Raw genomic sequence first — 25,455 nt, 5'->3', positions numbered from 1 at the left:
AGTCAGCGCCTAGATAATTTATCCTTGTCGACTGATTTTATTCGCTTAACGGCCTGGGAATTTCGATGTCCACAACCCGCGCGGTGACTCCACAACCCAATCGCTACCTGGCTTTTGTAGTGCGCAGCCTGCTGGCGGCTTTTTGCTGGTGGCTTATCAGTGAAGGCCGGATGGACTCCTGGGTGGTGGGCGTGCCTGCGGTGCTGGCCGCCGTTGCCTTCAGCCTGTGTTTGCAGCCAGCCACTCACTACCGACTGTCCTTGTCGGGTCTTGTGGCTTTCTGGTGGTTTTTCACCCGCCAGTCTCTGCTGGCCGGCATGGATGTTACCCGACGCATCCTGTCACCGGAGATGCCCATCCAGCCGGGCGAAGTGACCCTGGAATTGCACCTGCCCGAGGGAGCACCGCGCTGGCTGCTGGCCATGACCCTGTCACTTTTACCCGGTACTTTGAGTGTGCGTTTGTCGGGTAACTCCCTGGTTTTGCATTGTCTGGATGTGGGTGAGCCGATTGAAGTGGACGTCCTGAATGCCGAACGCCGGGTGGCCGCGGTATTTGGCTGGTCCGGGGTTGACCTGATTACCCGTGAGCAAAACTTATGACCTGGATACTCGGATTCACTAGCCTGATTTTGCTGCTGGCGCTGGTGATGGGCATCTGGCGTGTCTGGCGGGGGCCAACCCTGGCGGATCGCATGCTGGCTGCCCAGCTTTTCAGTACCACCGGGGTTGCCTGGTTGTTGCTGATGGCCGAATTGATGGCCCAGCCTGCTCTGCGGGATGTGGCTTTGGTACTGGCCTTGCTGGCAGTGATGACGACCGTTGCCTTTGTGGCCCGTGCCCAGCCACCGCGAGTCGCCCAGAAAACCGGGGAGGATGAGAATGCTCCTTGATGCCCTACGCAGCCTGCTGCTTTTAAGTGGTGCTTTTTTCTATCTGGTGGGCACCCTGGGCTTGCTGCGCTTTCCCGATGCGGCAACCCGCATTCATGCCCTGACCAAGGTGGATAACCTGGGACTGGGTCTGATCGTTCTCGGCCTTTTGCCGGGCGCGGGCAGCTGGCCGGTGGCTTTGAAGATGATTCTGATCTGGTTGCTGGCGATAGCAGCGGCTTCCCTGGCAGGGCATCTGGTGATTCAGGCCTGGAATCGAGTCCGGGAGACACAGACGGAGCAGAAGGATGATTGATCTTTTGTTGTCTTTGGCGCTTTTGGGTACCGCAACTGCTGTCCTTTTGACCCGAAATCTTTATCGCTCTGTGGTTCTGTTTATTGTTTTTGGTTTGTTGATGGCTCTGGTCTGGGTGCGTATGCAGGCTCCCGATCTGGCTCTGGCAGAAGCGGCCATAGGCGCGGGTTTGACCGGGGTGTTGTTGCTGGATGCGCTGGGGCATTTGAATCCTCAAAAGGCTGCAGCAGTCAGACAGAAGCACCAACAACCCCTGCTCTCCGGCCTGGCTTTTTTGCTGGCTCTGGGAATCACCGGGCTGCTTTGGCTGGCCCTGGTGGAAAGCCCTGATCCCGATGTCGAGTTGTCAACAGTGGTTGTCCAGCAGCTTTCGGCCAGTGGTGTGGAACATCCGGTAACTGCTGTGCTCCTGTCCTTTCGGGCCTACGATACGCTTTTGGAAGTGGCCGTTATTCTGGTGGCCGTGGTGGTGAGTCTGGCCTTGCGTTTCAGCCAGGCGGACCAACCGGCCGAAACCCAGGTTTTGTCGCCCCTGTTGCACCGGATGCTGATCTGGCTCTTGCCCCTGATGTTGCTGGTCAGCATGTATTTGCTGTGGATCGGCAGCTATCGCAGTGGGGGTGCTTTTCAGGCCGCTGCCGTGCTTGCGGCTCTGGCCGTGTTGATGCGGATGTCCGGGCTGAAGATCCCCGGCCATGATGATTTACGGGTTTTGCGTCTGGGTCTGGTGCTGGGCTTGGGGCTGTTCTTGCTGGTGGGTTCCTTGTCGATGATCAGCGGGGGTGCTTTTCTGGCCTGGCCCCAGGGTTGGGAGGGCAGCACCATTCTGCTGGTGGAGGCGGGCCTGACCTTCTCCCTGGGGGCACTGCTTTTTTCCCTGTTTGAAGCCAGCCCTGCTCCTCATCAGGCCAGATTGAACATCGGGGAGGTGGTGCGTGAGTGAATTTTATATTTATGCCCTGACCGGCGGGCTGCTCAGCAGCCTGGGCCTGCTGGGTTTTGTACTTCATCAACATCTGCTGCGGCGCTTGATAGCCTTTAATCTCATGGGTAGTGGCTGCTTTTTGCTGCTCACGGGTTTATCCCAATCCAAGCAGGGTGTTGACCCCCTGCCCCAGGCTCTGGTGCTGACGGGTATTGTTGTGGCGGTGGCAGCAACAGCCCTGGCCTTGGTTCTGATTCGCCGCTGGTATCATCTCACCGGGCAAACAGCTCTGCCGGAAGACATTCAGCCACTGGACAGCCAGCATCAGAAGGAACCTGAATAATGTTTAACTGGCTGCAAAACCTGCCCCTCTTGTTGCCCTGGCTGGTGATCCTGCCACTGGTCTGGGCTTTGCTCAGCCTGGCCTTGGGTACCCACTGCCGGCATTGGCTGGCAGGCCTGGCCATTGCGGCCCTGATGCTGGTCAACCTGGGCCTTGTGGGGCAATGGCTACTGGAGGGTGATCTGACCTATGCATTGGGTGGCTGGGAAGCTCCGCTGGGAATTCAACTGCGCCTGGATGGTCTGGCCCTGGCTCTGGTCGGGGTGACCAGCCTGGTGATCACCGCCTGCGCCTTGCATGCCAGTACCTATCTGGATGATTATCCGCGAGCCCAACAATACTTCTGGCCCTTACTGGCCTTCATCTGGGCCAGTCTGAATGTGATCTGGCTGTCTGCTGATCTTTTCAACCTTTATGTGGGCCTGGAGCTTCTGGGTTTGAGTGCTGTGGGGCTGGTGGCCTTGACCGGACAAGCCGAAGCTCTGGGTGCCGCCCTGCGTTATCTTTATGCTGCCTTGCTGGGCTCACTGGCTTATCTCCTGGGTGTCGCTTTGATTTACAGTGGCTACGGACAGTTGGATCTCCTGGCTCTGGCACCCTTGTTGCAGTCCGATGCCAGCACACGTCTGGCATTGGCCTTGATGACCCTGGGGCTGCTGCTGAAAACAGCCATCTTTCCCCTGCACAGCTGGCTGCCTCCCGCCCATGGAAAAGCCTTGCCACCGGTCAGCGCACTGTTATCGGCTTTGGTGGTCAAGGCTTCTTTTTATATTCTGGCACGCCTCTGGTTGCAGACAGGCACCCAGGTTGTGGTGCCCAGTGCTGCGCAAATGCTGGGCGTTCTGGGTGCAGGTGCGGTTTTCTGGGGTGGCTGGATGGCTTGGCGACAAAACGAATTGAAGATGCTGGTGGCCTATTCCACGGTGGCTCAGTTGGGTTATCTGATGCTGATTTTTCCTCTGGCCGTAGGGGTTTCCCCGGCAGCGGCCCAGTTGGCCTGGGAAGGAGGCTGGCTGCACCTGATTGCTCATGCTCTCGCCAAGGCGGCGATGTTTCTGGCAGCGGGTAATCTGGTGCTGGCCATGCGTCGGCCGGATCTGCAGGGCCTGCATGGGGTCGGGCGTTTCCTGCCTTTTTCCCTGCTGGGTTTTGGCCTGGCTGGAGTAAGCATTATGGGACTGCCGCCCAGTGGCGGTTTTATGGCGAAATGGCTGCTTTTGCAAAGTGCCCTACTGAGTGGTCAGTGGTGGTGGTTGCTGGTTCTGGTGGCGGGCAGTGCCTTGAGTGCGCTCTACATCTTCAAGGTGTATCAACAGTGCTATGTGGATGACACGGAGGTGGACAGTTTTCGCCATCCCTCGTTATGGATGGATGTGTCTTCCATCCTGCTGGCCATCCTGGCTGTGGGGCTGGGTATTTTTTCCGCCTGGCCCCAGGCATTGCTTGGTTCAGTCTTTGATGGAGGTGCAGGATGACGGGCTGGCATTATTGGCTTCCCTTGCTGGTGCTACTGACTTCCCTGGTGGCTTCAGCGCTTATCTTCTGGGTTGATGAGGAGCACAGCAAGCTTCGCAGCAGCATCAACCTGGGGGCTGCTGTGCTGAAAATCTCCCTGGTTGTGGTCATTCTGGTGGGTGTTGCAGCTGGACAGGTGTATGAAACCCGCTTTGCCCTGCTGAATAATATTGATTTTGTCCTGCGCGCGGATGCTCTGGGGGTGATGTTTGCTGGACTCTCATCAGTGCTCTGGTTGTTCACGACGATTTATGCCATCGGCTATCTGGAAGACAGCCCCAACCGCAGACGCTTCTTTGGTTTTTTCGGTTTGTGTGTGGCCTCGACTCTGGGAATTGCTTTTGCAGGCAATCTTTTTACCTTTCTGGTTTTCTACGAATTACTGACTCTTTCCACCTATCCGCTGGTGGTTCATCGGGGCACGGCCAAGGCTCTCAGAGCCGGGCGCATTTATCTGACTTACACTCTGGGCGGCGGTATCGTTTTGTTGATTGGGGTGCTCTGGCTCTATGGCCTGGCCGGTGATGTTGAGTTCGGTGATCAGGAAAAGTTAAGTAATCTGGCGGTCACGCATCCGATCACTCTGAAATGGGTATTTCTGTTGTTGATTGCCGGGCTGGCCGTCAAGGCTGCCATGGTGCCTTTGCATGGCTGGTTACCCCAGGCCATGGTGGCTCCGGCTCCGGTCAGTGCTTTGCTGCATGCGGTGGCTGTGGTGAAAGCCGGTGCTTTTGGCATCGTGCGCGTGGTTTATGATGTCTACGGCATCACCCTGACCTGGGAGCTGGGGCTCCTTTTGCCCCTGGGGGTGGCTGCTGCGGTGACCATTCTTTATGGTTCGGTGCGTGCTCTGATGCAGACAGACATAAAGCGGCGTCTGGCCTTTTCCACCATCAGCCAGGTTTCCTACATTGCCCTGGGGATCAGTCTCTTTGGCCCTATCGGTACGATGGGTGGACTGGTGCACTTGCTGCATCAGGGTTTGATGAAGGTGACTCTGTTTTTCTGTGCAGGCAACTATGCCGAAACCCTGGGTATTCACAAAATCCGCGAACTCAATGGGGTGGGGCGGCGTATGCCGGGAACCAGCCTGGCCTTCACGGTGGGTGCTCTGGGTATGATTGGTCTGCCACCTGTGGCGGGTTTTATCAGTAAATGGTATCTGGGCACAGGTGCTGTGGCAGCTGGAATCTACTGGGTATTGCCGGTTCTGGTGGTCAGCACTCTGCTCAATGCTGCCTACTTTCTGCCATTGCTCCACCGTATCTGGTTCCGGCCGCAAACCGGGGACTGGCCGCAGGAGCGGACACTGGGACGCTGGGATACCAGCCTTTGGCTCTTGATCCCCACTCTGGTGACTGCTGCCTTCAGTCTTCTGGCAGGTTTGCTGGCTGCTTCCGACTTCAGCCCCCTGGCCTGGGTGGAATTAATTGTCAGCACGGAGTATCTGCCATGATGCCTGTATTGCTCTTTCTGACACCAACCTGGCCTCTACTGCTTTTGGCTCTATTGGTGGCTTTACGCTCGGCAGGTGCAAGCCGGACTGTGTTTGGCTGGCTGTGGTTGACAGCACCTTTACCAGGCCTGCTTCTAGCTGCGCTGGCGACGGGTGATCCGGCCGATACTTCCCTGGAAATGCCCTGGTTGTTGTTGGGCAGTCTCTGGTGGGTGGATGAAGTACGCCAGGTTTTTCTTTTGACGACCAGCCTGCTGTGGCTGTTTGCAGGCATCTATGCGCGGGGCTACCTGGGTGCGAGGGCAGATTCGGATCGCTTGCAGCTGGCCCGGCTGAGAAGTTTTGAATACCTCTGGTTGTTGACTCTGGCCGGTAATCTTCTGCTCCTGATCGCCGAGGATATTCCCAGTTTTTATACCGGTTTTGTGGTGATGAGCTTTTCAGCTTATGGACTGGTTATTCATTTCCGTTCCCCGGAAGCCTTGTGGGCCGGACGCAGTTATCTCTATCTGGCGGTTCTGGGTGAAGGCTTCATGCTGGCGGGTTTTCTGGGCACTGCCGCCCAGATTCCCGAGCCGATGATGTCGCAAATTCCTCTGATTCTGGAGCCTGATAACGTCTCGGCCCTGCCACTGATGCTTTGTTTGCTGTTGGGTTTCGGGGTGAAAGCCGGGTTGCCTTTGTTGCATGTTTGGTTGCCCGTTGCGCACTCGGTGGCACCCACACCAGCCAGTGCCGTGCTTTCCGGGGCCATGATTAAAGCGGGGTTGCTCGGCTGGTGGCTGACTCTGCCCCTGGGCAGCAGCAACTGGCCGCAAGTTGGGCAGGTTTTGATCGTGACGGGGCTGGTGGCTGCCCTGGGAGCCGCCCTGATCGGTTCCCTGCAGCAACAGGCCAAGGCGGTGCTGGCTTATTCCAGTATCAGCCAGATGGGGATGATGACCAGTCTTCTGGGTGTCGGGCTCATCGACCCGGCGCTCTGGCCTCTGCTGGTGCCTGCCTTGCTTCTGTTTGTAGCCCATCATGGTTTGAACAAGGGCAGTCTCTTTCTGGCGGTGGGTATTGCCGAAAAACTCAAAACACGCTGGGCACCCTTGTTGTGGATTGCCTTGCTCTTGTCGCCCCTGGCGCTGGTTGGCTGGCTGGGCAGTGGTACCCTGACCAAAACACTCATGAAAAGCAGCCTTTACAGTGAGGGCTGGTCTCAGCTGGTTTTTTGGTTAACTCTGGGGCTTCTGGGAACCGCGTTGTTAATGGTGCGTTATCTCTGGCTGTTGAGCCGGATGCAGAAAAAACTTGAAGAAAAACAAACACCCAGCCCCTGGATGCTGGTCAGCTGGTTGTTACTGCTTCCTCTGGCTCTGCTGGTGCCCTGGTGGTTGCCCTTGCCGGAATCTACATCTCTGGCCTGGCCGGATAAAAAAGGCTGGATCGGTCTGGCCTGGCCGGTGGCGGTGGCTTTTGTTCTTGCCGTGATGGCCTGGGCGCTGACCCGAAAATCATCCCGCTGGCAAAACTATGCCCCCCCTGCAGGTGACCTTCTGATTGTGTATCAACAGGCAGGGCGAAGTCTGGTGGCTGCCTTTGAGCGTGGGGTTGGCTGGCTACAAAAATTCTCACAAGCTGGACAGAAGCTGTTCATCGGTTTGCGCAAGCTGGAACCCTGTCTGTTGCGCATCAGTCAGCAGGAAATCGCCTGGCGCCGTGAAGCAGCTCTGTTATTCAGTTTTCTTCTGGTTCTCCTGTCCGGTCTTTTATTGTTATGAAAAAAAATACAGCTGATGTAGTCGTTCTGGGTGCCGGAGCGGCGGGTCTGATGGCAGCCGCCACAGCTGGATATGCCGGCAAGAAGGTGATACTCCTGGATCACACCGACAAGCCGGGCAAGAAAATTCTGATGTCCGGGGGTGGGCGCTGCAATTTCACCAACCTGAACACCACGCCTGCAAATTTTGTCTCGGCCAATCCACACTTTTGCATATCCGCGCTCAAACGCTATAGCCCGCAGCATTTTGTTGAACTGGTGGAAAGGCATGGCGTGGACTATGTCGAAAAAGGCCCTGGTCAGCTCTTTTGTGCAGGGAAAAGCAAAGAAATCCTGGACGTTCTGCTCACCGAGGCAGATTGGGCTGGAGTGGATATCCGCATGCAAACGGCCATAGATCGGGTGGAAACCACAGCGGATAGTGTGCGCTTGCAAACTTCTGCAGGGCGATTGGATGCTGGTGCTCTGGTGGTGGCCACTGGCGGCCTGTCGATCCCCACGCTGGGGGCCAGCGGTTTCGGATATGACCTGGCGCGTCAGTTGGGTCTTAAGGTCTGGCCGACTCGTGCCGGGCTGGTGCCCTTCACTTTGCATCCGGAACTCAAAGCACACCTGGCTCCTCTCTCCGGCCTGAGCGCTGAAGTGGAAGCCAGTTGCCGGGGTGTTCACTTCAAGGAGCCCCTGCTGATCACCCATCGCGGCCTGTCCGGCCCTGCCATTCTGCAACTGTCCAGCTACTGGCAACCCGGTGATCAAATCACCATCAACTGGCTGCCGGATCTCAAGCTGAATGATGAACTCCGCCAGCTGCGTCAGACCTCACCCCGTTCCAGTTTGAACACCTGGCTGGCTGAGCAACTGCCCAAACGCCTGGCCACCACCCTGATGACTCTACTGGAAATACAAACCGGTACTCTACCTGAACGTCTGGCAGACTGGTCCAATAACCAGCTGGAGGCTGCCAGTGAGTACTTGCAGAAGTGGACTTTTACCCCTGCCGGAACCGAAGGCTACAGAACCGCAGAAGTCACCCTGGGCGGTGTGGACACCCAGGCCATCTCATCACGTGATTTCAGCGTCAAAAGCCTGCCGCAGATACGTTTCATCGGAGAAGTGCTGGACGTCACCGGCCAGCTGGGGGGCTACAATTTCCAGTGGGCCTGGGCATCAGGTGTGGCGGCAGGACAGGGGCTGGCTTAAATAGCTACAGCCCCACAATTGGAATCACTTGCTTTCCACTGTCCGCTTGCCATCCATCCGATTTCCGGACGCTGATTCATTGACATTGATGACGTGGTCGCCAATCCGCTCCAGGCGGTTGAGGACATCAATGAAGACGACGCCAGCACGGGGTGAGTAGTTGCCGTTTTCCAGACGTGAATAGTGGTTGTCACGGAAGCGGTTACGCAGCTTGTTTACCTTCTTCTCCAGAGCAATGGCTTCTTCCAGCTTGATATCCTGGGGAGCTTTGGCGACATTGGCTCCCATGTTTTCAATGGTGTCTCCCAGGGCATCCGTCAGGGTTCTTATCTCCTGCATGGCTTCTTCGGGCCAGCTGCTGTGGTATTCATGCAGCCGATCAGCTTGCTTGGCAATCTGGTAATAGATGTCGGCAATCCGCTCCAGGTCATTGATCATGATCTGCAGGTAGCGAATACGATCCGTCAGGTCGTGCTCCATGCTGCTGCGTTCACTGATGCGCACCAGATAGTCAGAAATTTCCACCTCCAGCTGGTCAGTTGCCTGCTCATGTTTCTTCAATTTTTTCTTGAGCGTTTCCTGGTCGGCATTGGGGTCGAACAGGAGTTCAGTGATGCTGGAATGCATTTTCTTGATGATATCGACGAACTGCTGTACTTCCTTTTGGGCTTGTTCAATGGAAAGCAGAGGCGAAGTCATCATGCCGCCACTGATATGGCGCAGGTGGAACTCATCGCTTTTACCGCCTTTATCAGGCTGCAGGTATTCCACAAACCGAACCAGAAGCGGAACAAAAGCAAACAAGAGGATGACATTAAGAACATTGAAGGTGGTATGAAAAAGGGACAGGGCCAGGGTGGCATTGGCACGCGACTCCACTTCTCCGCCCATTACCGAGATGGGGTTTTCAGAGAAGAACTGCACCACCTGGTCAATCAGATGCAGCATCGGATAGATGAGAATCATCATCCAGATCACGCCGATGATATTGAAGAAAAAGTGAAAACGCGCAGCCCGCTTGGCATGCACATTGCCCACCAGCGCAGCAATATTGGCGGTGACCGTGGTGCCGACGTTTTCCCCCAGAACCATGGCCGCAGCGACGGGGAAAGAGATCCAGCCTTCAAAGAGCATCACCAGGGTGATGGCTGTGGCTGCTGAAGAGGATTGGGTCAGCAGTGTCAAAAGGGTGCCGACAAACACGAACAGAATCAGGGACAGATAACCGTAATCAGTGAACACATCCAGAAATGCAAAAATCTCCGGGTTACTGTTGATATCCGGTACGCCATCCTTGATGAAGTTCAGGCCAATAAAGAGAATACCAAAACCCACCATGGCTTCAGCAATATTACGCCAGCGTGGATTTTTGGAGAAAAGGAAAACAAAAAAGATACCGATCACCGCCAGGGCAATGGGTGTGATCTGAAACTTGAAACCAAACAGGGCCACCAGCCAGGCTGTAATCGTGGTGCCGATATTGGCCCCCATGATAACGCCTGTGGATTGAATAAAGGTCAGTAGTCCGGCATTGACAAAACTGACAGTCATGACGGTGGTGGTGGTGGAAGACTGGGTGATGGCTGTGGTGCCAAAACCGGTAAGCAGGCCAGTCAAACGGTTGCGGGTCATGCCGCCGAGAATGTCTTTCAGGCGGTTGCCCGCTATCTTTTGCAGGCCTTCACTGAAAATTTTCATACCGAAAATGAAAATTCCCAGCGAGCCGATCAACTGGAGGAAATCAAACAAATTGTAGGTCATAACTCACCGATTGACTGTCTTGTGTTACGGGCTTTGATGCAATCCTGGGCGGATTATAACGAAATGTTTCTGCATCTGCCGTAAATTATGTCAATTCGGTGACTGTTTTATGACCGGGGGCAATAATCCCCCGGTTTATGGGGAGCGCAGGGTTCAGGCAAACAGGCGTGAAAAGAAATGACGCACCAGATTGGCCTTGGCAGCACGGACTTGATGGCTGACACGATCCAGGTTAATGCGATCACCCCTTAAACGGTATTCAAGAGGAACAACTTCCTGCAGCAGCATACTTTGATCGTTGGCCGGTGCGGCAGTGGTGTTCAATAGATCAGTGCTGGTGTACTCAGGGGTGGTTTTTACTGCTTGCTGGTTCATTGCATTCCTCCTCTTGGCTTGTTAACTGGGAAGCGCATGCTAATCTAAAGTCTTAGGCAATCAAATCCCCTAAAAACTACAATGGAGTTTGCAAAATCGAACAGCGAAAAAGGCAACGCAGTGTCAGTCGCTATCGTATTCACTGGGATGACTTTGAGACACTGTTGGCGATTGCTGAAACCGGTACTTTGTCGGGGGCGGCAAGGCAGCTGCAAGTCAGCCATGCCACGATTTTCCGGCGTTTGGGGGAAATCGAAAAGCGTTTGGGTGTGCTTTTGTTTCATCGCTCCCGAACCGGCTACCTGCCGACCCAGGCAGGGGAAGAGCTGGCAGCGACAGCGCGTGACATTCAGGCTTCGGTGCTGGCTGCAGAAAGACGCGTGGCCGGGCGTGATTTGCAACCCAGTGGCTCGGTCTGGATCACCACGACTGACTCTCTTCTGGCGGGCCTTCTGGCGCCGCTTTTTTATGAGTTCAGATGTGAATACCCCCATATTATTCTGGATGTGGCCGTTTCCAACCAGCCGTTCAATCTGAGCAAACGCGAAGCGGATGTGGCCATTCGCGCTTCCAATGCCCCGCCCGATAAACTGGTGGGCCGCAAGCTGGTGGATATCGGTATGGCGGTTTATGGACTCAAGTCGGATTATCCCCAGGGTGTGGACTCCCTGCATGAATTACCCTGGGTCGGGCCGGGCGCACGCCTGATGGATCAACCCCTGCGCGAATGGATGGTGGCGCAGGGGTATGATGATTATTGTCATTTTCGGGTCGATACCCTGATCGGTATGTTGAGTGGTGTCAAAGCAGGCAGTGGGGTTGCGGTTTTGCCCTGCTATCTGGCTGATGGTGAAGCCGACCTGGTGCAGTTGACTGACCCTATTGAACCGCTCAGTTATCAACTCTGGTTTTTATTCCATCCTGATTTGCGTGGTGTCGCCAGAATCAATTCTTTGCTGGATTTCATGACCGAAGCGGTGCGACGCCATGATCAGCGCCTGGCAGGTCGGAAAAAATCCTGAAGGTCAGCTTGTCTGGCAATTGAAACTCAAGCCTTGGGTGGCTAGCATGCAGGGGTTTATTTTCTGATGGCGAGGTGATTATGGCCCTAACCCCTTCAGCAATGCTGCCACTGGGTACGCCGCTCCCTGATGCTGCTCTGCCCGATCCCAACAACCAAAATTGGCGTCTGTCGGAATCCCTGGGTGAGAAGGGGCTGCTGGTGATGTTTATCTGCAATCATTGTCCTTTTGTGGTTCACCTTGCACCTTTTTTTGAGACCCTTTACGACCGCCTGGATCGTCTGGGCTTCAAGGTGGTGGCAATCAATTCCAATGATGTGGAAGCTTATCCAGCCGATGCACCGGATAAAATGTCCGAATTTGCTGCGCAATACCGTTTGCCTTTTCCTTATCTGTTCGATGAATCCCAGGCCGTTGCCAAAAGCTTCAAGGCAGCCTGCACACCGGATTTCTTTTTGTTTGATGGTCAGGGCAAACTGGGTTATCGCGGTCAGTTGGATGCCAGCCGCCCCGGCAACGAGGTGCCGGTCACAGGTGAAGACCTGCTGGCCGCTGCTGAGCTTCTGGCCCAGGGCAAGTTGCCCCCTGAAGCCAGCCAGAAACCCAGTCAGGGTTGCAGCATCAAGTGGAAGGGCCAGTAAGCCGGTTCCTACTTTTTCTCTTCGTTGACCAGTTGCTCCAGATCTTTGGCGATCTGGCGTAGCTGATCCGCAACTTCCACCGAGTCCTGGGCCTGGCTGGCGGTATCTTCGGCCATATGGCTGATTTCAATGATATTGCGGTCAATTTCACCGGCCACGGCACTTTGTTCTTCAGCAGCACTGGCAATCTGGCTGGTCATGTCACTGATGGATTCCACGCCCTGGGTGATGCTGTCCAGAGCTTCGCCACCCTGAGCGGCCTGCTCAACGCCCTGCTCAGCCTGCTTGCGACTTTTCTGCATGACTTGCACGGCCTGACGGGCATGCTCCTGAAGTTTGGCCACCTGTTCTTCTATATGACGAGTTGACTCTTCCGTACGCTGGGCCAGATTGCGCACCTCATCAGCCACCACCGCAAAGCCACGTCCGGCATCACCGGCACGAGCTGCTTCAATAGCCGCATTCAAGGCCAGCAGGTTGGTTTGTTCAGCCACCTCCCGGATGACCTGCAGTACCACTCCGATGTTTTCCGTGCTGCCCTCAACCTGCTGAATCACATCATCGGCCTGTTGAATATCACTGGCCAGGGTGTTGATCATTTCAATGGTCTGAAGTACTACTTCCTTGCCACTGGTTGCTCTCTCCTTGGCTTCCTGGGCAGAGGTGGCGGCGTTGCTGGCACTTTGCGAAACCTCCTGAACAGTGGCGGTCATTTCATTCATGGCCGTGGCCACCTGGTCTGTCTGGCCTTGTTGGTTGGAGGCCGCCTGAGCCGTGGTGTCGGCAACGCCTCCCAGACGCTGAACCGAGTCCTGCATTTTTTCTACGGAGCCCCGGATGGCGCCCACCAGGTTGCCGAAACGGGCCACCACCTTGTTGAAGGCGGTAGCAGCCTGGCCGATCTCATCCCGGCCTTTCACTTCCAGAGTTGAGTTCAGGCTGTTTTGGCCACCACTGGCTACAGCTTCCATGCCCTGGGTCATCTGCCGCAGTGGATTGGTAATAAACAGTCGAATAAAGAGATAAACAATGACCAGCAGAATAAAGCTGATGAAAACCGCCAGAATAAAAAGACTGCCGGCAAAGCTATTGGCTTCCTGGTTGATGTCTTCCAGGGAGATATTCATGGTGACGGCCCCGAGAACAGCATTTTCGGGGGCCACGGCATGGCAGGAGGTGCAGTTTTTGCCAAGATAATCCGTGCGGTTCTTGGCTGGAAGAATGGCACGCAACACCTGGGCCTCATGATCAATGGCCGTGTAGGGCTGACCTTCTTCCAGCACCTGGCGTTCCAGGTCATCGTGGGGGATTTCATGGTCACTGCCGGCACCAAACTGCTCATTGACCCAGTCACCACGAATGACCCGCAGATCGGAAACATTCTGCAGCTCGGTAATCTGGTCGAGAAACTCGTGGCGCTGATCCATGGTGCCGGTAATCATCATGGTCGTCAGGCCTGCCATAGTGCTTTCAAAGAGCGAGTGGGCAAAAACCTCGGACTGATCGTAAGCTGTTTTGCGTTGTTCCCAGGAAGCCCAGGCAATCATGCCCGTCCAGGCAATCACCAGGGATACCCAGAGGACACCGACCAGGCGAATCCAGAGTTTGATGTTGTATAGCTTATTGAGCATTTGCCCCTTACCTCTCTCTAAATCAACTTAGGCGCGTAGCGTGATTAACTGATTCCGCCATTCTAGCCTTAAACAGCATTTCTTTGCTTTAATTTGTGAGAAAAGGCTGAAACACTTCATCCACAGAAGCGGTGATTTTTAAATCCAGCAATTCATCCGCACGTGTTTTACCCAGATTGACAGCCGCCAGGGGTTTACCCGCCTGCTTGGCCAGGCGACAGAAACGAAACCCGGAATAAACCATCAGGGATGAGCCGACCACCAAGAGGGCATCGGCCTCTTCCAGGGCTTGCTCGGCGGCCCGGCGTGTTGCCTGGGGCACCAGATCACCAAAAAAGACAACATCCGGTTTGATGATACCGGAACAGCGGGGGCAGGGAAGAACCCGAAAAAGATCAAAATCATTTCTTTCCAGGTCAGCATCGCCATCCGGTGCTATTTGTGCCTGCTGGTCGGAGAAGGCCCCGTTGAGTTCAGTCAGTTGCTGGTGATAGGCGTAACGCATGCTGCGAAAGCCACAGCTTTGGCAACTGACGGTGTCACCACGACCATGCAGGTCGATGACCTTCCGGGAACCTGCCTTTTGGTGCAGGCGATCCACATTCTGGGTGATCAGGTGATGAACCCGGCCCTGTTGTTCCAGAAGGGACAAAGCCTGATGCCCGATCCCCGGTTGGGCTGAACGAAAAGCTTCAAAACCTGCCAAGGCTCTGGCCCAGTAACGCTGGCGCACGGCCGGTTGGGCCATAAAGGCTTCATGCTCCACGGGTTGGCGACGCTTCCAGTGCCCCTGGTGATCCCGGTAATCAGGAATACCTGAAGCGGTGCTGATTCCAGCCCCGGTCAGAATCAGGCATTTTGAGTGCCTGTTAAAAAAGTGAAACAATTGTTCACTGGCTGTTTCCTGTAAACTGCTGGCAGGATAGAGTTCAGCTGTCTGCATAACCCTTCTCAAATCAATTGGAGGACTTCAGGATACTGTTGAAGTCGATGAGGAACAATACGGAATGAAACGCTGGATGTCGTCACTGCATGCACGCTTGATGCTCAGCCTGGGTCTTGGCTGGGTGTTGCTTGTTTGTGCGCTTCTGGGCAGTTCCTGGTATCTGGGCCGGGACATTACCCGGGAGAGTATTCTGGTGCAGCTGGAATACCAGGCGGAAATGCTGGCGAAAACCATCGAACAGGATGTCACGACCCGTACAGCAGCGATCCGACGTGTTGCCGGACAATTGCCGGATGACCTTGAGCAGACTGCCGCAGTACAAGCCGTTTTGGCCGACAACACCGCCCTTCTGGCCTATTTTGATGGGCTGGTATTTGCCGATACCGAGGGTCGCATTCGTGCCGACTGGCCGAGGACGGCAGGCCGGGAAGATCTGGATGTGACCGGGCGTGAGTTTTTTCAGCGAGCTCAGGGCATGCAGAAGGCTTTTGTGAGTGAACCCTTTATTGGGCGGGTGACTTCTGAGCCTCTGGTCATGATTGCCCAGCCGCTGACCGATCATCAGGGGGAATTTCAGGGCATGGTGGGTGGCGTCCTCCGGGTTTTGGGGGATAATTTTCTTGGCTTCCTGCAGCGCCATCGTCTGGGCCTGCAGGGTTTTGCCGGGCTGGCCACTTCCTCGGGCCGGGTTTTGGTGCATCCTGACCACGAACTGATTCTTCAGCCCCTGCCGGATGAATTCAACTCCTTTATTGATAAAGCGTTACTGGGCTGGGAAGGGTCCGGTGAGAGCCACCTGCTATCCGGCAATCCAGCCCTGCAGGCCTACAAGCAAATCTGGTCGGCCGACTGGGTTTTGGGGGTTTATCTGCCCAATCAGGAGGCCTATGCAGCTTTCGACCGACTCTGGTGGATTTTGTGGAGCATCGGTGGTTTGGTCATTGCTTTGACCCTGCCGATACTTTGGTGGTTGTTGTGGGTTCTGCTTCTACCGGTACACCGCTTTACTTCCCAGATTGAATCCATTCACCGGGGTGATCAAGAGCGCATAGAAGCACAAAGCTCCCTGACCGAATTGCGTTCAGTGGCCAAGCGTTTCAACTCCCTCTTGTATTCTCAGGCACAAATCCGGGCTGATTTGCAGCGGCGTCAGACCTACCTGAATGCGGTTCTGGACTCAACCCCTTCGGGTGTCTTTGTCACGGATCTGGAAGGCCAGTCCATTTATGTCAACTCAGCCTATAAGCGCATCACCGGTTTGGACGCTCCCCAGTTGCTGGGGATGAAGTGGCTGGATGGGGTTCACCCTGAAGATCAATCCGCCCTGCTGAAGCGCAGAAACGAAGCAACTGCCGCCAACCGGCCTTATGAAGTCGAGTACCGCTACATGACGTCAGATGACCGTTATATCTGGCTGGAAACGCATGCCTCACCGGTCACCGACGAAGAAGACAGAGTCCAGGGCTATATCGGCACGGTTAGAGATATCACCGAGCGCAAACAGCAGGAAGAAGCGGATCGCTGGGCTGCCGAACACGACAGCCTGACTCAACTGTTAAACCGCCGCGGGTTTGACAAGGCCATTCAGCAGGCTTTGACGGCCTGGCAAGAAAAGCGTCAACCGGCAGCCCTGCTACTGATTGATTTGGACCATTTCAAACCCGTCAATGACAACCTGGGGCATGATGCCGGGGATTTGTGGCTGGTCAAAATTGCCCAGCTTTTGTCGAACAGAGCCGGGGAGGTTGGCGTTGCTGCCCGCCAGGGTGGGGATGAATTTGCCTTGCTTTTGCCAGGCTATGATCTGAAGCAGGCTCAGCAGGAAGCAGAAACAATTCGTCAGGAAGTAACTCGCCTGGATATTCCTGAATCCAGGGAATTCAAGGTCACCACCAGTATAGGGGTTGCAGAACTGGAAGAAGAGGACGGTTCTGCCGTCTCCTGGATAAAACGCGCAGATGAGGCCTGTTACGATGCCAAGGCGGAAGGCCGCAACCAAGTGGTGGTTCACTGATTGAGGGCAGGTTAGAATAGCGCGTTTTTTTATTTTTGGAGTTGAAGATGCCAGATATCGTTGCGATGTTTTTTGTCCTGGGTGTCATTTCAGGTTTGCTGAAATCAGACCTGAACCTTCCCAAAGCAGCCTACGATACCTTGAGCCTGCTGCTGATGCTCACCATCGGCCTAAAGGGCGGTATGGCGCTGCATGGCAATTTTTCGTCCGGTCTGATGCTGGAAGTGGGGGTTGTCCTGGCCCTGGGCTTCATGATTCCACTGCTGCTGATTCCTTTGCTGCGTATTCTGGTGGGCCTGGGTTCTGCCAATGCCATCAGTCTTGCCGCTCATTATGGTTCAGTAAGTGCGGGTACCTTTGCCGTTGCCCTGGCATATACCATGACTCACCAGTTGGAGACCGGAGGTCAGGTCACGCTTTATTTGGTCTTGCTGGAGCTTCCCGCCTTGTTGGTGGCTTTGACCGTCTATCAGATGACCCGCAGCCAGAAGGGTGATTTCCAGATCAAATCCCTGCTGCACGAAACCTTTACCAACCGCAGTGTTGTGCTTCTGGTCGGGGGGGTGATCATCGGTGCCCTCTACGGCTATGAGGAAGGGGCTCAGGTCACTCAACTGCTGACGGGCAGCTTTGCTGTGGTGCTGGCGCTCTTTCTGCTGGAAATGGGCCTGGTCGCCTCGGAAACTCTGCGCAAAGTACGCTGGCACTACTGGCGGGTGATCACCTTTGCCCTGGTGGCTCCAGTCCTGCTGTCATTTTTCGGGATTTTTGCTTCTTCTCTACTGGCGCTGCCGGAAGGCTCGGCAGTGATTCTGGCTGCTTTGACTGCCAGTGCCTCCTATATCGCCGCACCTGTCGCCATTCGCAATGCCATACCTGAAGCCGATATTGGTCTGGCCATGCTGGCCTCCCTGGGGGTGACTTTCCCTTTTAATGTGTTGGTGGGTATTCCGCTTTATCACCAACTGATCCAGTGGGCTGGATGAGTACGCGGCTGAATCTAAAGCACCTGCATTACTTCTGGCTGATTGCCAGGGAAGGCTCCATAGCCAAAGCCAGCGAATTGCTGGACTTGACTCCACAAACCCTGAGCGGTCAACTGAGCAGTCTGGAAAATCATTTCGGCCAGCCTTTGTTTCGTCGTGAAAACCGCAGCCTTAAGCTGACTGAAAAAGGCCAGTGGGCGTTTCACTATGCCGAACAAATTTTTGCTTTGACGGAAGAAATGCAAGCGGGCATTGAAGATTTTGAACGCAAGGGGCCATTGAAGCTCAAGGTCGGCATTGCTGCTTCCATTCACAAGCTGATTGCTTATCAACTCCTGGAACCCTTGACGCAACTGGAACGGCCTTTGAATCTGCGCTGCCATTCCGGGCAGATTGCCGCTTTGGTGCATGGGTTGAAAAAGCAGGAGTATGACCTGGTGCTGACGGATCAGTTGCCGGATGATTATTCCACCTGGAACATGACCGCTCACACGCTGCTGACGACCCCTTTAGGGCTCTTTGCCACACCTGAAAAAGTTCACCAGTTGCAGGCCGGTTTTCCGCAAAGTCTGCAAGGCGAGCCATTGCTGGCCACCTCCTTTAGTACGCCCTACTTCCAACACCTGATGCTCTGGTTCCAGAAGCAGGGAGTGACACCCCATCTGGTCGCTGAAATTGATGACAGTGCCCTGATCAAGGTCTTTGGGAGTCAGGGAAAAGGGATTTTTGCAGCCCCTCATGCGATTGGTGATGAAGTATGCCGTCAGTACGGGGTGGAGGAGCTGGCCGTGATCGAAGGCGTGGAAGACACCCTGCTGGCCCTGACACGTACGCCTGATCCTCAGCATTTGGGCGTTCGGGAACTGCTTCGCGCCTGGGTGCATTCTTAAAAAATTCGTTTTTTTCGATGTATTTCTAATAATAATCCTGTTTTTCTTTGTTGATCTCTGGCCTATTCTGCAATCACACCACTGATGTAGGAGGGCGCCATGAGAACTGTTCATAAATTTCGTCTGGAAACCGGGTCAAAAGGCAATTGCATTCGTCTTCGTGAAGGCTTTCGCATTTTGCACAGCGAATACCTGGTGACCGAGAAGTCGGTGTTTGTCTGGATTGAGGTGCCTCTGGATATCACGCTGCCTGAGCATTCAGTGCAGTTACGGGTTTTCCACACGGGTGATCCCATCCCAGCACGCTACGAGCACTTGGCCACAGCTGTGGATGCTTTTGGTCCAGAAGCCTTTCATGTTTATGCACTGGAAACCGAAGCACTTCCCTGGCAGGCAATAGCCTGATTTTGACTTGATGCTCTAATGGGTTGCCGGCAGTAAAACGCCGGCTTTTTTATGCCTTAAGGCTAGATATTGATGAGCACAAGGCTGGCCTGACTTCACGCTGTTGATGCAAATGATAAAAAATCTCAAAAAAGTGCTTGCAAACATAAATGAGATTGATTATCTTTAACGCATGGGCCGAGAGGCTCTAACCAAAAAGCAGGTTGCGGTCTACAGGTTCCCAAGCTGTTTTAGGTTCTCCTCATCATCAAGCGAGTCTTGGCCGCCCCCTACGGGCGGCTTTTTTTTGCATCCAACTGAAAGGGACATGGCCAGTGAAAAATGCAAGCGATTCAAATAAAAGCCTTTCAGAAAGCAATCAAGCCGGTAAAGGCTGCCCTGTAATTCGAAGTGAAGAGCTTTTCACAGGTGACTCCAGCCAATTGCAGATAGAGCATCAAGGTGAACTTTACACCCTGCGTATTACCAGCAAAGGCAAACTGATACTGACCAAGTAGTTTAACTGTATCAGGTTCAAGGCAAATGAGCATTTTACCCGGCCAGCAGGTCCGGGTTTTTTTGTGGTTTTTTTTCGGAAGTCTGATCCTTGACAGGGTCAATAAATTAAATGATAATCATTATCGTTGGTGCTCAGCAAGCAATACGAATTCGTTTAGCCAGCCAAAGCATCTGCTCTTTTCATGACATGTCAGCCAGTCTGCAACAGGAGTCAGATATGAACGCTTTGGTCGAACTTCCTTCTTATTTCAAACCGGGTTCCACAATTGTTTATCAGGCTTTGGTGGGTGTTCGTCAGGCACATCCACGCTTGGGCCTACAAGGTTGGAGTCGTTTACTCTCCACCAGTGAAGGCGAGCTGCAGGCCTCGCGTTTAGGGCAAGAATCGGTCTGGCCCCTGCAGGATGTTTTTTCACTGCTATATCTGCTGCCCAGCCTGGGTGAAGTTCAGCTCCTGACGTTCAATGAGCTGGGTTGGGCTCAATACCAGGGATGCTTTACATCGCCCGATTTATGCCTGGATGATCCGCATCAATTGGGATTGCAGTTTGTGACGCAGCACCTGGAATTAAAACTGATCCTGGAGAACTGGTACTGGGGCTGTCTGGTGGAAGAGGAAAACAGCCAGGGTGAAACAGAAAAAAGCCTGCAATTTTTTAATCGCCAGGGGCAGCGTTTTGCCAAGATCCAGGCACTGGATTCCAGTGATCAGCCCGCCTGGCTGGGCTTGCAGGAAGCCTTTAAAGGGATGGGGGCAGTCAAGGCTTCTCGGCCCTTGTTTTCCAGTACAGGAACCAAGGCATTCAACAGCTGTCCCCCTGAAGATCTGGGCCGCTTTCAACTGGAATGGCGCAGAATGGCCGACCCTAACCAGGTCAGTTATTTATTGGCGCGGCATCAAGTCAGCTATTTGGCTGGGCTTCAGGCACTGGGGCCCAAGCTGGCGCGTCAGGTGAGCCTGAATGCTTTGACGGAGCTTTTAACCGAAGCGGCCTTGCTTCCCCGAAGCCAGGCAAAACCGGGTTTGAAGCTGGCTTTTTATACCGATGCCTGTGTGCACTCCTGTCGTGGAAGTCTGCAGCCGCCACGCCTTAAACATCGGGAGGTTTGTATCGGTTATCCGGCGGGTTGTCTGCACTTCAATCCGCAACTGCTTGAGGAAGCCTGGGTTGTCAGGAAGCCTCAGGGCGATGGCTGGATTAGTTCTCTGGAGGTGTTTGCTGATGCGGGCCAACGAGTATTTCAGGTCAGTGAAGATAAATCATCACGGCAGCCTGAAAATCTGGTTCTGCGTGAACTCTTTAATGCCCTGCAATAGGGGAGGAATTTATGTTGCAAAGTAAACTCTGGTTGCAGTTGGTCGCTTTGGGTCTGGCTTTCAGTCTTTTGGCACCGCTTTTGGCTTCCCTGGACTGATAAAAAAAGCGCCTCCCTTTGGGGAGGCGCTTCTGATCCAGCCGTAATGATTTAAAGCTGAGATTGCTGGTAGTGCTGCATACCAATGCGCTCAATCAGGCCCAGTTGAATTTCCAGCCAGTAGGCATGATCCATTTCCGTATCTCCCAGCATCTGGCGCAGGATTTCCCGGGTCTGGTAGTCCTGCTCTTTTTCGCACAGAGCCATGGCCTTTTTCAGGTCTTCAACCACCTGGTATTCCAGTTTCAGGTCGTTGCTCAGCATTTCCTTGACATCGGTACCAATATTGATGGCTGGACGGGTCACCATGTCGGGTTTGCCTTCCAAAAACAGGATGCGCTCTATCAGTGCCTTGGCATGCTGTTTTTCATCGTCAAACTCATGGGCAATGCGCTCATAGAGTTTATTCAGACCCCAGTCGGCATACATTTCCGAGTGGATGAAATACTGATCCATGGCGGTCAGTTCGCCGCCGAGCAGGTGGTTTAACGCGTCAATAACTTTTTGATTGCCTTTCATGATTTATTCCTCCGCCATGGCTGCTTGCAGATAATTCTCAATACCCATTTCCTTGATCTGGTGCTGCTGGGTTTCCAGCCAATCAAGATACTCTTCTTCATCTTCCAGAATTTCCTGGAGCAGATGGCGACTGATGAAGTCCTGCTCTTTCTCGCAAAGTGCAATGACAGAACGCAGTAGCTGGATGCTGTCCAGCTGCAGGTCTTCGTCACACTGCAGCATTTCCTGGGTGTGCTCACCAATGCGCAGCTTTTCCAGATGCTGAAGATTGGGTAGACCTTCAAGGAATAAAATGCGCTCGATGAGTTCATCCGCCTGTTTCATGTCCTTAATGGATTTTTTGTAAGCTGCCTTGTTGAGCTTTTCAAAACCCCAGTTACGAAACATGCGGGCATGCAGGAAATACTGGTTAATGGAGGTGAGCTCAAGGGTCAGTACCTTGTTGAGCTGTTCTTTGATGGCTGAGTTGCCTTGCATGATAAGCACCCTGAATTTATGCCAAAGATGAATGGGAAAGCTGGCTTGCCTTGGTTGATCTGGGGCTGGCTGGCAATTTCAGGGTGTAGGATAGCGTGCCCAAGCGAATTAGGCAAAAAAAGCAGGGGTATTTTGCGGGGCTACTGGTGTTTGAGTGTCAAGCAGCCACGACTTCACAGCGGTTACAGGCTTGAATTTCACTATCCAGGAGTTGTTTGGCCGCGCAAACACACTTGCCACACTGACTGCCTAGATCATGTTGTTTGTAGAGGTCACGCATGCAACCAGCACCTTCAGCAATGGATGCCTTGATTTGCCGGTCAGTTATACCCTTGCAGATACAAACATACATGGTTTGTCTCCTGTAAACGCTAATTGTTCGTGATTAGATTAGTGTTTTTGAGGAGACATTGCAAGTGGTAATTGTTGTTATTTGTATTTTTTAATGGTTGTAAAAAAGCAACCAAAGGACGGGGATGAGACCTAGTGCGAGTATGGCCAGGATGCCCAGTCCGGAGAGCAGCACCTTGCCGGGTTGGGTTGCCAGTTTGTCCATGAATCGGGGCGCCTGGCCGCGAGCTTGCAAATCAGCCTGCTCTTGCCTGGCTTTGTTGCGACGTTCCTGCTGGTAGTTGCGCAAGAGCTTGCTGGCCACCTCGGCATCTTCATTGTTGCTTAACCAGATGGCATCAACGCCCAGCCTCCAGCGTCCTGCTGTGGTTTCATAGTAATCCAGCCCCTGCTCATCGAGAAGTTCACGCACTTCCTGGGCTTCGTCATCCGGTACATTGCTGAGTTTGAAGAGTAAAACGGCCATGCTTGCCCCTAGCATTGGTGAACATAAAATACTTATTATCAGTAAGGCTACTTTAACCGCTATTTCTACATTTACAAGCTGAACGGCTGGTTAAATGGCGTGGAAGAGCATCCAGCCAGCCAAAAGGACAAAAATTGCCGAAGAAACATATTTGATTTTCTGGAGTGGCAGCCAGTGGGCAAAGCGTTGACCCAGCCAGAGAGCCGGTGTGGTGACCAATAAAATGCCCAGGGAAGCTCCCAGGACAACTGGCCAGTAGGTATCAAAAGCTCCGGCCAGACTGATGACGGCAACCTGGGTTTTGTCGGCCATTTCCAGAATAAAAAAGCTGACCGCAGCCACCCAGAAGAGTCCGTGTTTGGTCATGACCGGCTTGCCTTCCTCTTCTTCTTTTTCAGGGAAAAGCATCCAGATGGCCATTGCCAAAAAGATCACGCTGAGAATCCAGGCATGGGCACTTGCGGGAATCCAGTTGAACACCCAGACACCAATGAGTGCAGAGATTGCCTGATTAAGGAACAACCCCAGGGCCATACCCAAAAATACAGGCCAGGGGTGCGGGTAACGAATACCAAAGAGAAGGGCCAGAAAAAGCGAGCGGTCGCCCATTTCGGCAATACCGACGGTCAGGGTTGAAGTGAGAAAAGCTTCCATTGAATAACTCCGGGTCGGGCGGTTTGATCAAGTACCGTGATGCTGGATTTTCACCGCCCGACCAAAGGCAGCCCCTTCCAGGGCGGAAAATCAGCATCACAGGTCTCGTCAAGCCTGAGCCGCCTGCACCATGACCATGAGGGTCAAGAATGTTGATGCAAGCCACTGTTTTGCAACAGTGCGACTACTCCCCTGCGAAGTGGTTGTAATTGAAACAAATTCTGCAACGGCCTGCAATAAGAAGAACCCGGTAGTTATAAAAAAGCCCCGGCTTTCAAAAGAAAGCCGGGGCCGGGAAGAGCTTTTAGAAAGCCGGGGGCATTACATCATGCCGCCCATGCCTCCCATTCCGCCCATACCACCCATGTCGCCCATGCCACCGGAAGACTTGTCTTCAGGGTGCTCGGCAATCATGCACTCGGTGGTGATCATCAGACCGGCTACAGAGCCAGCGGACTGCAGGGCAGAACGCGTGACCTTGGCGGGGTCAAGAACACCCATTTCCACCAGGTCGCCGTACTCACCCGTTTGGGCGTTGTAACCAAAGTTACCTGTGCCTTCTTTGATCTTGGCAACAATAACGGAAGCTTCAGCACCGGCATTGGTTACGATCTGGCGCAGAGGCGCTTCCATCGCACGCAGAGCCATGGTGATACCGTGGTTCTGGTCTTCGTTGTCGCCCTTGACTTTCAAGGAGCCGAGAACGCGGATCAGGGCAGTACCACCACCGGCAACCACGCCTTCTTCAACGGCAGCACGTGTGGAGTGCAGGGCATCTTCAACACGGGCTTTCTTCTCTTTCATTTCCACTTCAGTTGCAGCACCTACGCGGATAACGGCAACACCGCCAGCCAGTTTGGCCAGACGTTCCTGCAGTTTCTCACGGTCGTAGTCAGAAGAGGTGTCTTCCATCTGGGCGCGGATTTGCTTGACGCGGCCTTCGATGTCTTCCTGCTGGCCGGAACCATCAATGATGGTGGTGGATTCTTTGGTCAGAACCGCACGCTTGGCTGTACCCAGGTGATCGATGGTGGCGTTTTCCAGAGTCAGGCCCACTTCTTCAGAGATCACAGTACCATTGGTCAGGATGGCAATATCCTGCATCATGGCCTTGCGACGATCACCGAAACCGGGTGCCTTGGCCGCAGCCACTTTAACGATGCCGCGCATGGAGTTGACCACCAGAGTCGCCATGGCTTCGCCTTCAATGTCTTCAGCGATGATCAGCAGAGGCTTGCTGCTCTTGGCAGTCGCTTCCAGAATCGGCAACAGTTCGCGGATGTTGGACACTTTTTTGTCGATCAACAGGATGTAGGGGTCTTCCAGTTCGGCCGACATGTTGTCCTGGTTGGTGACAAAGTAAGGTGAGATGTAGCCACGATCGAACTGCATGCCTTCAACCACTTCCAGCTCGTCTTCAAAGCCACGGCCTTCATCAACAGTGATAACACCTTCTTTACCGACTTTATCCATGGCTTCAGCAATGATCTCACCAATGCGGCTGTCGCCGTTGGCAGAAATGGTGCCGACCTGGGCAATGGACTTGCCGTCTGTGCAAGGCTTGGCCAGTTTGCGGATTTCTTCAACCGCTGCAACAACCGCTTTGTCGATGCCGCGCTTGAGATCCATGGGGTTCATGCCCGCAGTGACACCCTTGAAGCCTTCGTTGACAATGGCCTGGGCCAAAACGGTGGCTGTGGTGGTGCCGTCACCGGCGACATCGGAAGTCTTGGAAGCCACTTCCTTGACCATCTGAGCACCCATGTTCTCAAACTTGTCTTCCAGTTCGATTTCCTTGGCAACGGATACGCCATCTTTAGTGACAGTAGGCGCGCCAAAGGATTTTTCCAGCACTACATTACGGCCTTTGGGGCCCAGGGTGGTTTTTACTGCATCAGCCAGAATGTTGACACCGGCGATCATGCGTTTGCGAGCGTCATCACCGAAACGTACGTCTTTAGCTGCCATGTTCGTTTCCCGTTATTTAACTTGATAAATTAGATTGAGTTTTA

At 54.0% G+C, this 25,455-nt stretch carries 27 protein-coding genes and 1 riboswitch; of the genes, 17 read left to right on the top strand and 10 right to left on the bottom strand.

Annotated elements, in window-relative coordinates; all coding sequences use genetic code 11:
- Positions 1-65: 65 nt before the first annotated feature.
- The 9 genes from LG323_RS06365 to LG323_RS06325 are packed head-to-tail and all read left to right on the top strand — an operon-like array spanning position 66 to position 8,391.
- Complete coding sequence (locus LG323_RS06365; RefSeq protein WP_404419906.1) at positions 66-602, top strand: Na+/H+ antiporter subunit E; 537 nt, start codon at positions 66-68, stop codon at positions 600-602.
- Positions 599-892: a monovalent cation/H+ antiporter complex subunit F gene (locus tag LG323_RS06360; RefSeq protein WP_404419905.1), complete on the top strand. Its 294-nt coding sequence runs from the start codon at positions 599-601 to the stop codon at positions 890-892. Before LG323_RS06365 ends, LG323_RS06360 begins: the two co-directional genes overlap by 4 nt.
- Positions 882-1,187: a cation:proton antiporter gene (locus LG323_RS06355; RefSeq protein ID WP_404419904.1), complete on the top strand. Its 306-nt coding sequence runs from the start codon at positions 882-884 to the stop codon at positions 1,185-1,187. Before LG323_RS06360 ends, LG323_RS06355 begins: the two co-directional genes overlap by 11 nt.
- Entirely contained in the window at positions 1,180-2,130 is a 951-nt protein-coding gene (locus LG323_RS06350; RefSeq protein ID WP_404419903.1) for a hydrogenase subunit MbhD domain-containing protein, read from the top strand. Before LG323_RS06355 ends, LG323_RS06350 begins: the two co-directional genes overlap by 8 nt.
- On the top strand, positions 2,123-2,455 hold the full coding sequence (locus LG323_RS06345; protein WP_404419902.1) for an NADH-quinone oxidoreductase subunit K: 333 nt from the start codon (positions 2,123-2,125) through the stop codon (positions 2,453-2,455). The genes LG323_RS06350 and LG323_RS06345 overlap by 8 nt, the downstream gene beginning before the upstream one ends.
- A complete protein-coding gene (locus tag LG323_RS06340; protein WP_404419901.1) occupies positions 2,455-3,930 on the top strand; it encodes a complex I subunit 5 family protein in 1,476 nt (491 codons plus the stop codon). Before LG323_RS06345 ends, LG323_RS06340 begins: the two co-directional genes overlap by 1 nt.
- Entirely contained in the window at positions 3,927-5,426 is a 1,500-nt protein-coding gene (locus tag LG323_RS06335; protein WP_404419900.1) for a complex I subunit 5 family protein, read from the top strand. The genes LG323_RS06340 and LG323_RS06335 overlap by 4 nt, the downstream gene beginning before the upstream one ends.
- Complete coding sequence (locus LG323_RS06330) at positions 5,423-7,192, top strand: complex I subunit 5 family protein (protein ID WP_404419899.1); 1,770 nt, start codon at positions 5,423-5,425, stop codon at positions 7,190-7,192. The genes LG323_RS06335 and LG323_RS06330 overlap by 4 nt, the downstream gene beginning before the upstream one ends.
- Positions 7,189-8,391, top strand: coding sequence for an NAD(P)/FAD-dependent oxidoreductase (locus LG323_RS06325; RefSeq protein WP_404419898.1), 1,203 nt, complete (start codon positions 7,189-7,191; stop codon positions 8,389-8,391). Before LG323_RS06330 ends, LG323_RS06325 begins: the two co-directional genes overlap by 4 nt.
- Positions 8,392-8,415: 24 nt before the next feature.
- Here LG323_RS06325 and LG323_RS06320 read toward each other — a convergent pair whose 3' ends face one another.
- On the bottom strand, positions 8,416-10,152 hold the full coding sequence (locus tag LG323_RS06320; RefSeq protein ID WP_404419897.1) for a Na/Pi cotransporter family protein: 1,737 nt from the start codon (positions 10,150-10,152) through the stop codon (positions 8,416-8,418).
- 153 nt (positions 10,153-10,305) lie between these two features.
- Entirely contained in the window at positions 10,306-10,527 is a 222-nt protein-coding gene (locus tag LG323_RS06315; protein WP_310696076.1) for a hypothetical protein, read from the bottom strand.
- A 164-nt stretch (positions 10,528-10,691) separates the two neighbouring features.
- Between LG323_RS06315 and LG323_RS06310 the strand changes: the two genes are divergently transcribed.
- Positions 10,692-11,549, top strand: a complete 858-nt coding sequence (locus LG323_RS06310; RefSeq protein WP_404419896.1) for a LysR family transcriptional regulator — start codon at positions 10,692-10,694, stop codon at positions 11,547-11,549.
- An 80-nt stretch (positions 11,550-11,629) separates the two neighbouring features.
- Complete coding sequence (locus LG323_RS06305; RefSeq protein ID WP_310696075.1) at positions 11,630-12,190, top strand: thioredoxin family protein; 561 nt, start codon at positions 11,630-11,632, stop codon at positions 12,188-12,190.
- A gap of 8 nt (positions 12,191-12,198) precedes the next feature.
- Here the strand turns inward: LG323_RS06305 and LG323_RS06300 are convergent, their stop codons facing one another.
- Both LG323_RS06300 and LG323_RS06295 read right to left on the bottom strand, forming a co-directional pair.
- Positions 12,199-13,821, bottom strand: a complete 1,623-nt coding sequence (locus LG323_RS06300; protein WP_404419895.1) for a methyl-accepting chemotaxis protein — start codon at positions 13,819-13,821, stop codon at positions 12,199-12,201.
- Positions 13,822-13,909: 88 nt separating this feature from the next.
- Complete coding sequence (locus tag LG323_RS06295; RefSeq protein WP_404419894.1) at positions 13,910-14,764, bottom strand: NAD-dependent protein deacetylase; 855 nt, start codon at positions 14,762-14,764, stop codon at positions 13,910-13,912.
- 64 nt (positions 14,765-14,828) lie between these two features.
- Here LG323_RS06295 and LG323_RS06290 point away from each other — a divergent pair, with 64 nt between their 5' ends.
- From LG323_RS06290 to LG323_RS06265, 6 genes are all read left to right on the top strand, one after another.
- The gene (locus tag LG323_RS06290; RefSeq protein WP_404419893.1) at positions 14,829-16,781 is read left to right on the top strand and encodes a diguanylate cyclase domain-containing protein; all 1,953 of its coding nucleotides are present in this window, start codon (positions 14,829-14,831) and stop codon (positions 16,779-16,781) included.
- Between the two features lie 47 nt (positions 16,782-16,828).
- Positions 16,829-17,767 carry a sodium-dependent bicarbonate transport family permease gene (locus LG323_RS06285; protein ID WP_404419892.1) on the top strand — a complete coding sequence of 313 codons (939 nt, stop codon included), beginning with the start codon at positions 16,829-16,831 and terminating at the stop codon, positions 17,765-17,767.
- A complete protein-coding gene (locus LG323_RS06280) occupies positions 17,764-18,657 on the top strand; it encodes a LysR family transcriptional regulator (RefSeq protein ID WP_404419891.1) in 894 nt (297 codons plus the stop codon). The genes LG323_RS06285 and LG323_RS06280 overlap by 4 nt, the downstream gene beginning before the upstream one ends.
- Before the next feature lie 99 nt (positions 18,658-18,756).
- Positions 18,757-19,062 carry a hypothetical protein gene (locus LG323_RS06275; protein ID WP_404419890.1) on the top strand — a complete coding sequence of 102 codons (306 nt, stop codon included), beginning with the start codon at positions 18,757-18,759 and terminating at the stop codon, positions 19,060-19,062.
- Positions 19,063-19,376: 314 nt separating this feature from the next.
- On the top strand, positions 19,377-19,559 hold the full coding sequence (hemP, locus tag LG323_RS06270; RefSeq protein WP_404419889.1) for a hemin uptake protein HemP: 183 nt from the start codon (positions 19,377-19,379) through the stop codon (positions 19,557-19,559).
- 218 nt (positions 19,560-19,777) lie between these two features.
- On the top strand, positions 19,778-20,878 hold the full coding sequence (locus LG323_RS06265) for a ChuX/HutX family heme-like substrate-binding protein (protein ID WP_404419888.1): 1,101 nt from the start codon (positions 19,778-19,780) through the stop codon (positions 20,876-20,878).
- 149 nt (positions 20,879-21,027) lie between these two features.
- Here LG323_RS06265 and bfr (LG323_RS06260) read toward each other — a convergent pair whose 3' ends face one another.
- The 6 genes from bfr (LG323_RS06260) to groL form a co-directional block, all read right to left on the bottom strand.
- On the bottom strand, positions 21,028-21,495 hold the full coding sequence (bfr, locus tag LG323_RS06260) for a bacterioferritin (protein ID WP_404419887.1): 468 nt from the start codon (positions 21,493-21,495) through the stop codon (positions 21,028-21,030).
- A 3-nt stretch (positions 21,496-21,498) separates the two neighbouring features.
- The gene (bfr, locus tag LG323_RS06255) at positions 21,499-21,972 is read right to left on the bottom strand and encodes a bacterioferritin (protein ID WP_310696060.1); all 474 of its coding nucleotides are present in this window, start codon (positions 21,970-21,972) and stop codon (positions 21,499-21,501) included.
- A gap of 157 nt (positions 21,973-22,129) precedes the next feature.
- Positions 22,130-22,324: a (2Fe-2S)-binding protein gene (locus tag LG323_RS06250; RefSeq protein ID WP_310696059.1), complete on the bottom strand. Its 195-nt coding sequence runs from the start codon at positions 22,322-22,324 to the stop codon at positions 22,130-22,132.
- A gap of 90 nt (positions 22,325-22,414) precedes the next feature.
- Entirely contained in the window at positions 22,415-22,789 is a 375-nt protein-coding gene (locus tag LG323_RS06245) for a DUF6164 family protein (RefSeq protein WP_404419886.1), read from the bottom strand.
- A gap of 90 nt (positions 22,790-22,879) precedes the next feature.
- Positions 22,880-23,443, bottom strand: a complete 564-nt coding sequence (locus LG323_RS06240; RefSeq protein WP_404419885.1) for a TMEM165/GDT1 family protein — start codon at positions 23,441-23,443, stop codon at positions 22,880-22,882.
- A gap of 45 nt (positions 23,444-23,488) precedes the next feature.
- Positions 23,489-23,648, bottom strand: a riboswitch (yybP-ykoY riboswitch).
- Positions 23,649-23,764: 116 nt separating this feature from the next.
- Entirely contained in the window at positions 23,765-25,411 is a 1,647-nt protein-coding gene (gene groL / locus LG323_RS06235; RefSeq protein ID WP_404419884.1) for a chaperonin GroEL, read from the bottom strand.
- Between the last annotated feature and the right edge of the window lie 44 nt (positions 25,412-25,455).

It is taken from the genome of Marinospirillum sp. (assembly GCF_044810985.1).
Taxonomy (GTDB): Bacteria; Pseudomonadota; Gammaproteobacteria; order Pseudomonadales; family Halomonadaceae; genus Marinospirillum.
Note: the sequence above shows the minus strand (reverse complement) of the source record. Positions and strands in the feature narration are given on the sequence as shown.

Excerpts from the sequence above, each read along its gene's own strand:
- LG323_RS06315 (WP_310696076.1), bottom strand. The coding sequence starts at position 10,527 with ATGAACCAGCAAGCAGTAAAAACCACCCCTGAGTACACCAGCACTGAT.
- LG323_RS06305 (WP_310696075.1), top strand. The coding sequence starts at position 11,630 with ATGGCCCTAACCCCTTCAGCAATGCTGCCACTGGGTACGCCGCTCCCT.
- LG323_RS06245 (WP_404419886.1), bottom strand. The coding sequence starts at position 22,789 with ATGGCCGTTTTACTCTTCAAACTCAGCAATGTACCGGATGACGAAGCC.
- LG323_RS06335 (WP_404419900.1), top strand. The coding sequence starts at position 3,927 with ATGACGGGCTGGCATTATTGGCTTCCCTTGCTGGTGCTACTGACTTCC.
- LG323_RS06300 (WP_404419895.1), bottom strand. The coding sequence starts at position 13,821 with ATGCTCAATAAGCTATACAACATCAAACTCTGGATTCGCCTGGTCGGT.
- LG323_RS06355 (WP_404419904.1), top strand. The coding sequence starts at position 882 with ATGCTCCTTGATGCCCTACGCAGCCTGCTGCTTTTAAGTGGTGCTTTT.
- LG323_RS06365 (WP_404419906.1), top strand. The coding sequence starts at position 66 with ATGTCCACAACCCGCGCGGTGACTCCACAACCCAATCGCTACCTGGCT.
- LG323_RS06285 (WP_404419892.1), top strand. The coding sequence starts at position 16,829 with ATGCCAGATATCGTTGCGATGTTTTTTGTCCTGGGTGTCATTTCAGGT.
- LG323_RS06250 (WP_310696059.1), bottom strand. The coding sequence starts at position 22,324 with ATGTATGTTTGTATCTGCAAGGGTATAACTGACCGGCAAATCAAGGCA.
- bfr (WP_310696060.1), bottom strand. The coding sequence starts at position 21,972 with ATGCAAGGCAACTCAGCCATCAAAGAACAGCTCAACAAGGTACTGACC.
- LG323_RS06275 (WP_404419890.1), top strand. The coding sequence starts at position 18,757 with ATGAGAACTGTTCATAAATTTCGTCTGGAAACCGGGTCAAAAGGCAAT.
- LG323_RS06265 (WP_404419888.1), top strand. The coding sequence starts at position 19,778 with ATGAACGCTTTGGTCGAACTTCCTTCTTATTTCAAACCGGGTTCCACA.
- LG323_RS06295 (WP_404419894.1), bottom strand. The coding sequence starts at position 14,764 with ATGCAGACAGCTGAACTCTATCCTGCCAGCAGTTTACAGGAAACAGCC.
- LG323_RS06290 (WP_404419893.1), top strand. The coding sequence starts at position 14,829 with ATGAAACGCTGGATGTCGTCACTGCATGCACGCTTGATGCTCAGCCTG.
- LG323_RS06325 (WP_404419898.1), top strand. The coding sequence starts at position 7,189 with ATGAAAAAAAATACAGCTGATGTAGTCGTTCTGGGTGCCGGAGCGGCG.
- LG323_RS06320 (WP_404419897.1), bottom strand. The coding sequence starts at position 10,152 with ATGACCTACAATTTGTTTGATTTCCTCCAGTTGATCGGCTCGCTGGGA.
- groL (WP_404419884.1), bottom strand. The coding sequence starts at position 25,411 with ATGGCAGCTAAAGACGTACGTTTCGGTGATGACGCTCGCAAACGCATG.
- bfr (WP_404419887.1), bottom strand. The coding sequence starts at position 21,495 with ATGAAAGGCAATCAAAAAGTTATTGACGCGTTAAACCACCTGCTCGGC.
- LG323_RS06360 (WP_404419905.1), top strand. The coding sequence starts at position 599 with ATGACCTGGATACTCGGATTCACTAGCCTGATTTTGCTGCTGGCGCTG.
- LG323_RS06280 (WP_404419891.1), top strand. The coding sequence starts at position 17,764 with ATGAGTACGCGGCTGAATCTAAAGCACCTGCATTACTTCTGGCTGATT.
- LG323_RS06240 (WP_404419885.1), bottom strand. The coding sequence starts at position 23,443 with ATGGAAGCTTTTCTCACTTCAACCCTGACCGTCGGTATTGCCGAAATG.
- LG323_RS06340 (WP_404419901.1), top strand. The coding sequence starts at position 2,455 with ATGTTTAACTGGCTGCAAAACCTGCCCCTCTTGTTGCCCTGGCTGGTG.
- LG323_RS06350 (WP_404419903.1), top strand. The coding sequence starts at position 1,180 with ATGATTGATCTTTTGTTGTCTTTGGCGCTTTTGGGTACCGCAACTGCT.
- LG323_RS06330 (WP_404419899.1), top strand. The coding sequence starts at position 5,423 with ATGATGCCTGTATTGCTCTTTCTGACACCAACCTGGCCTCTACTGCTT.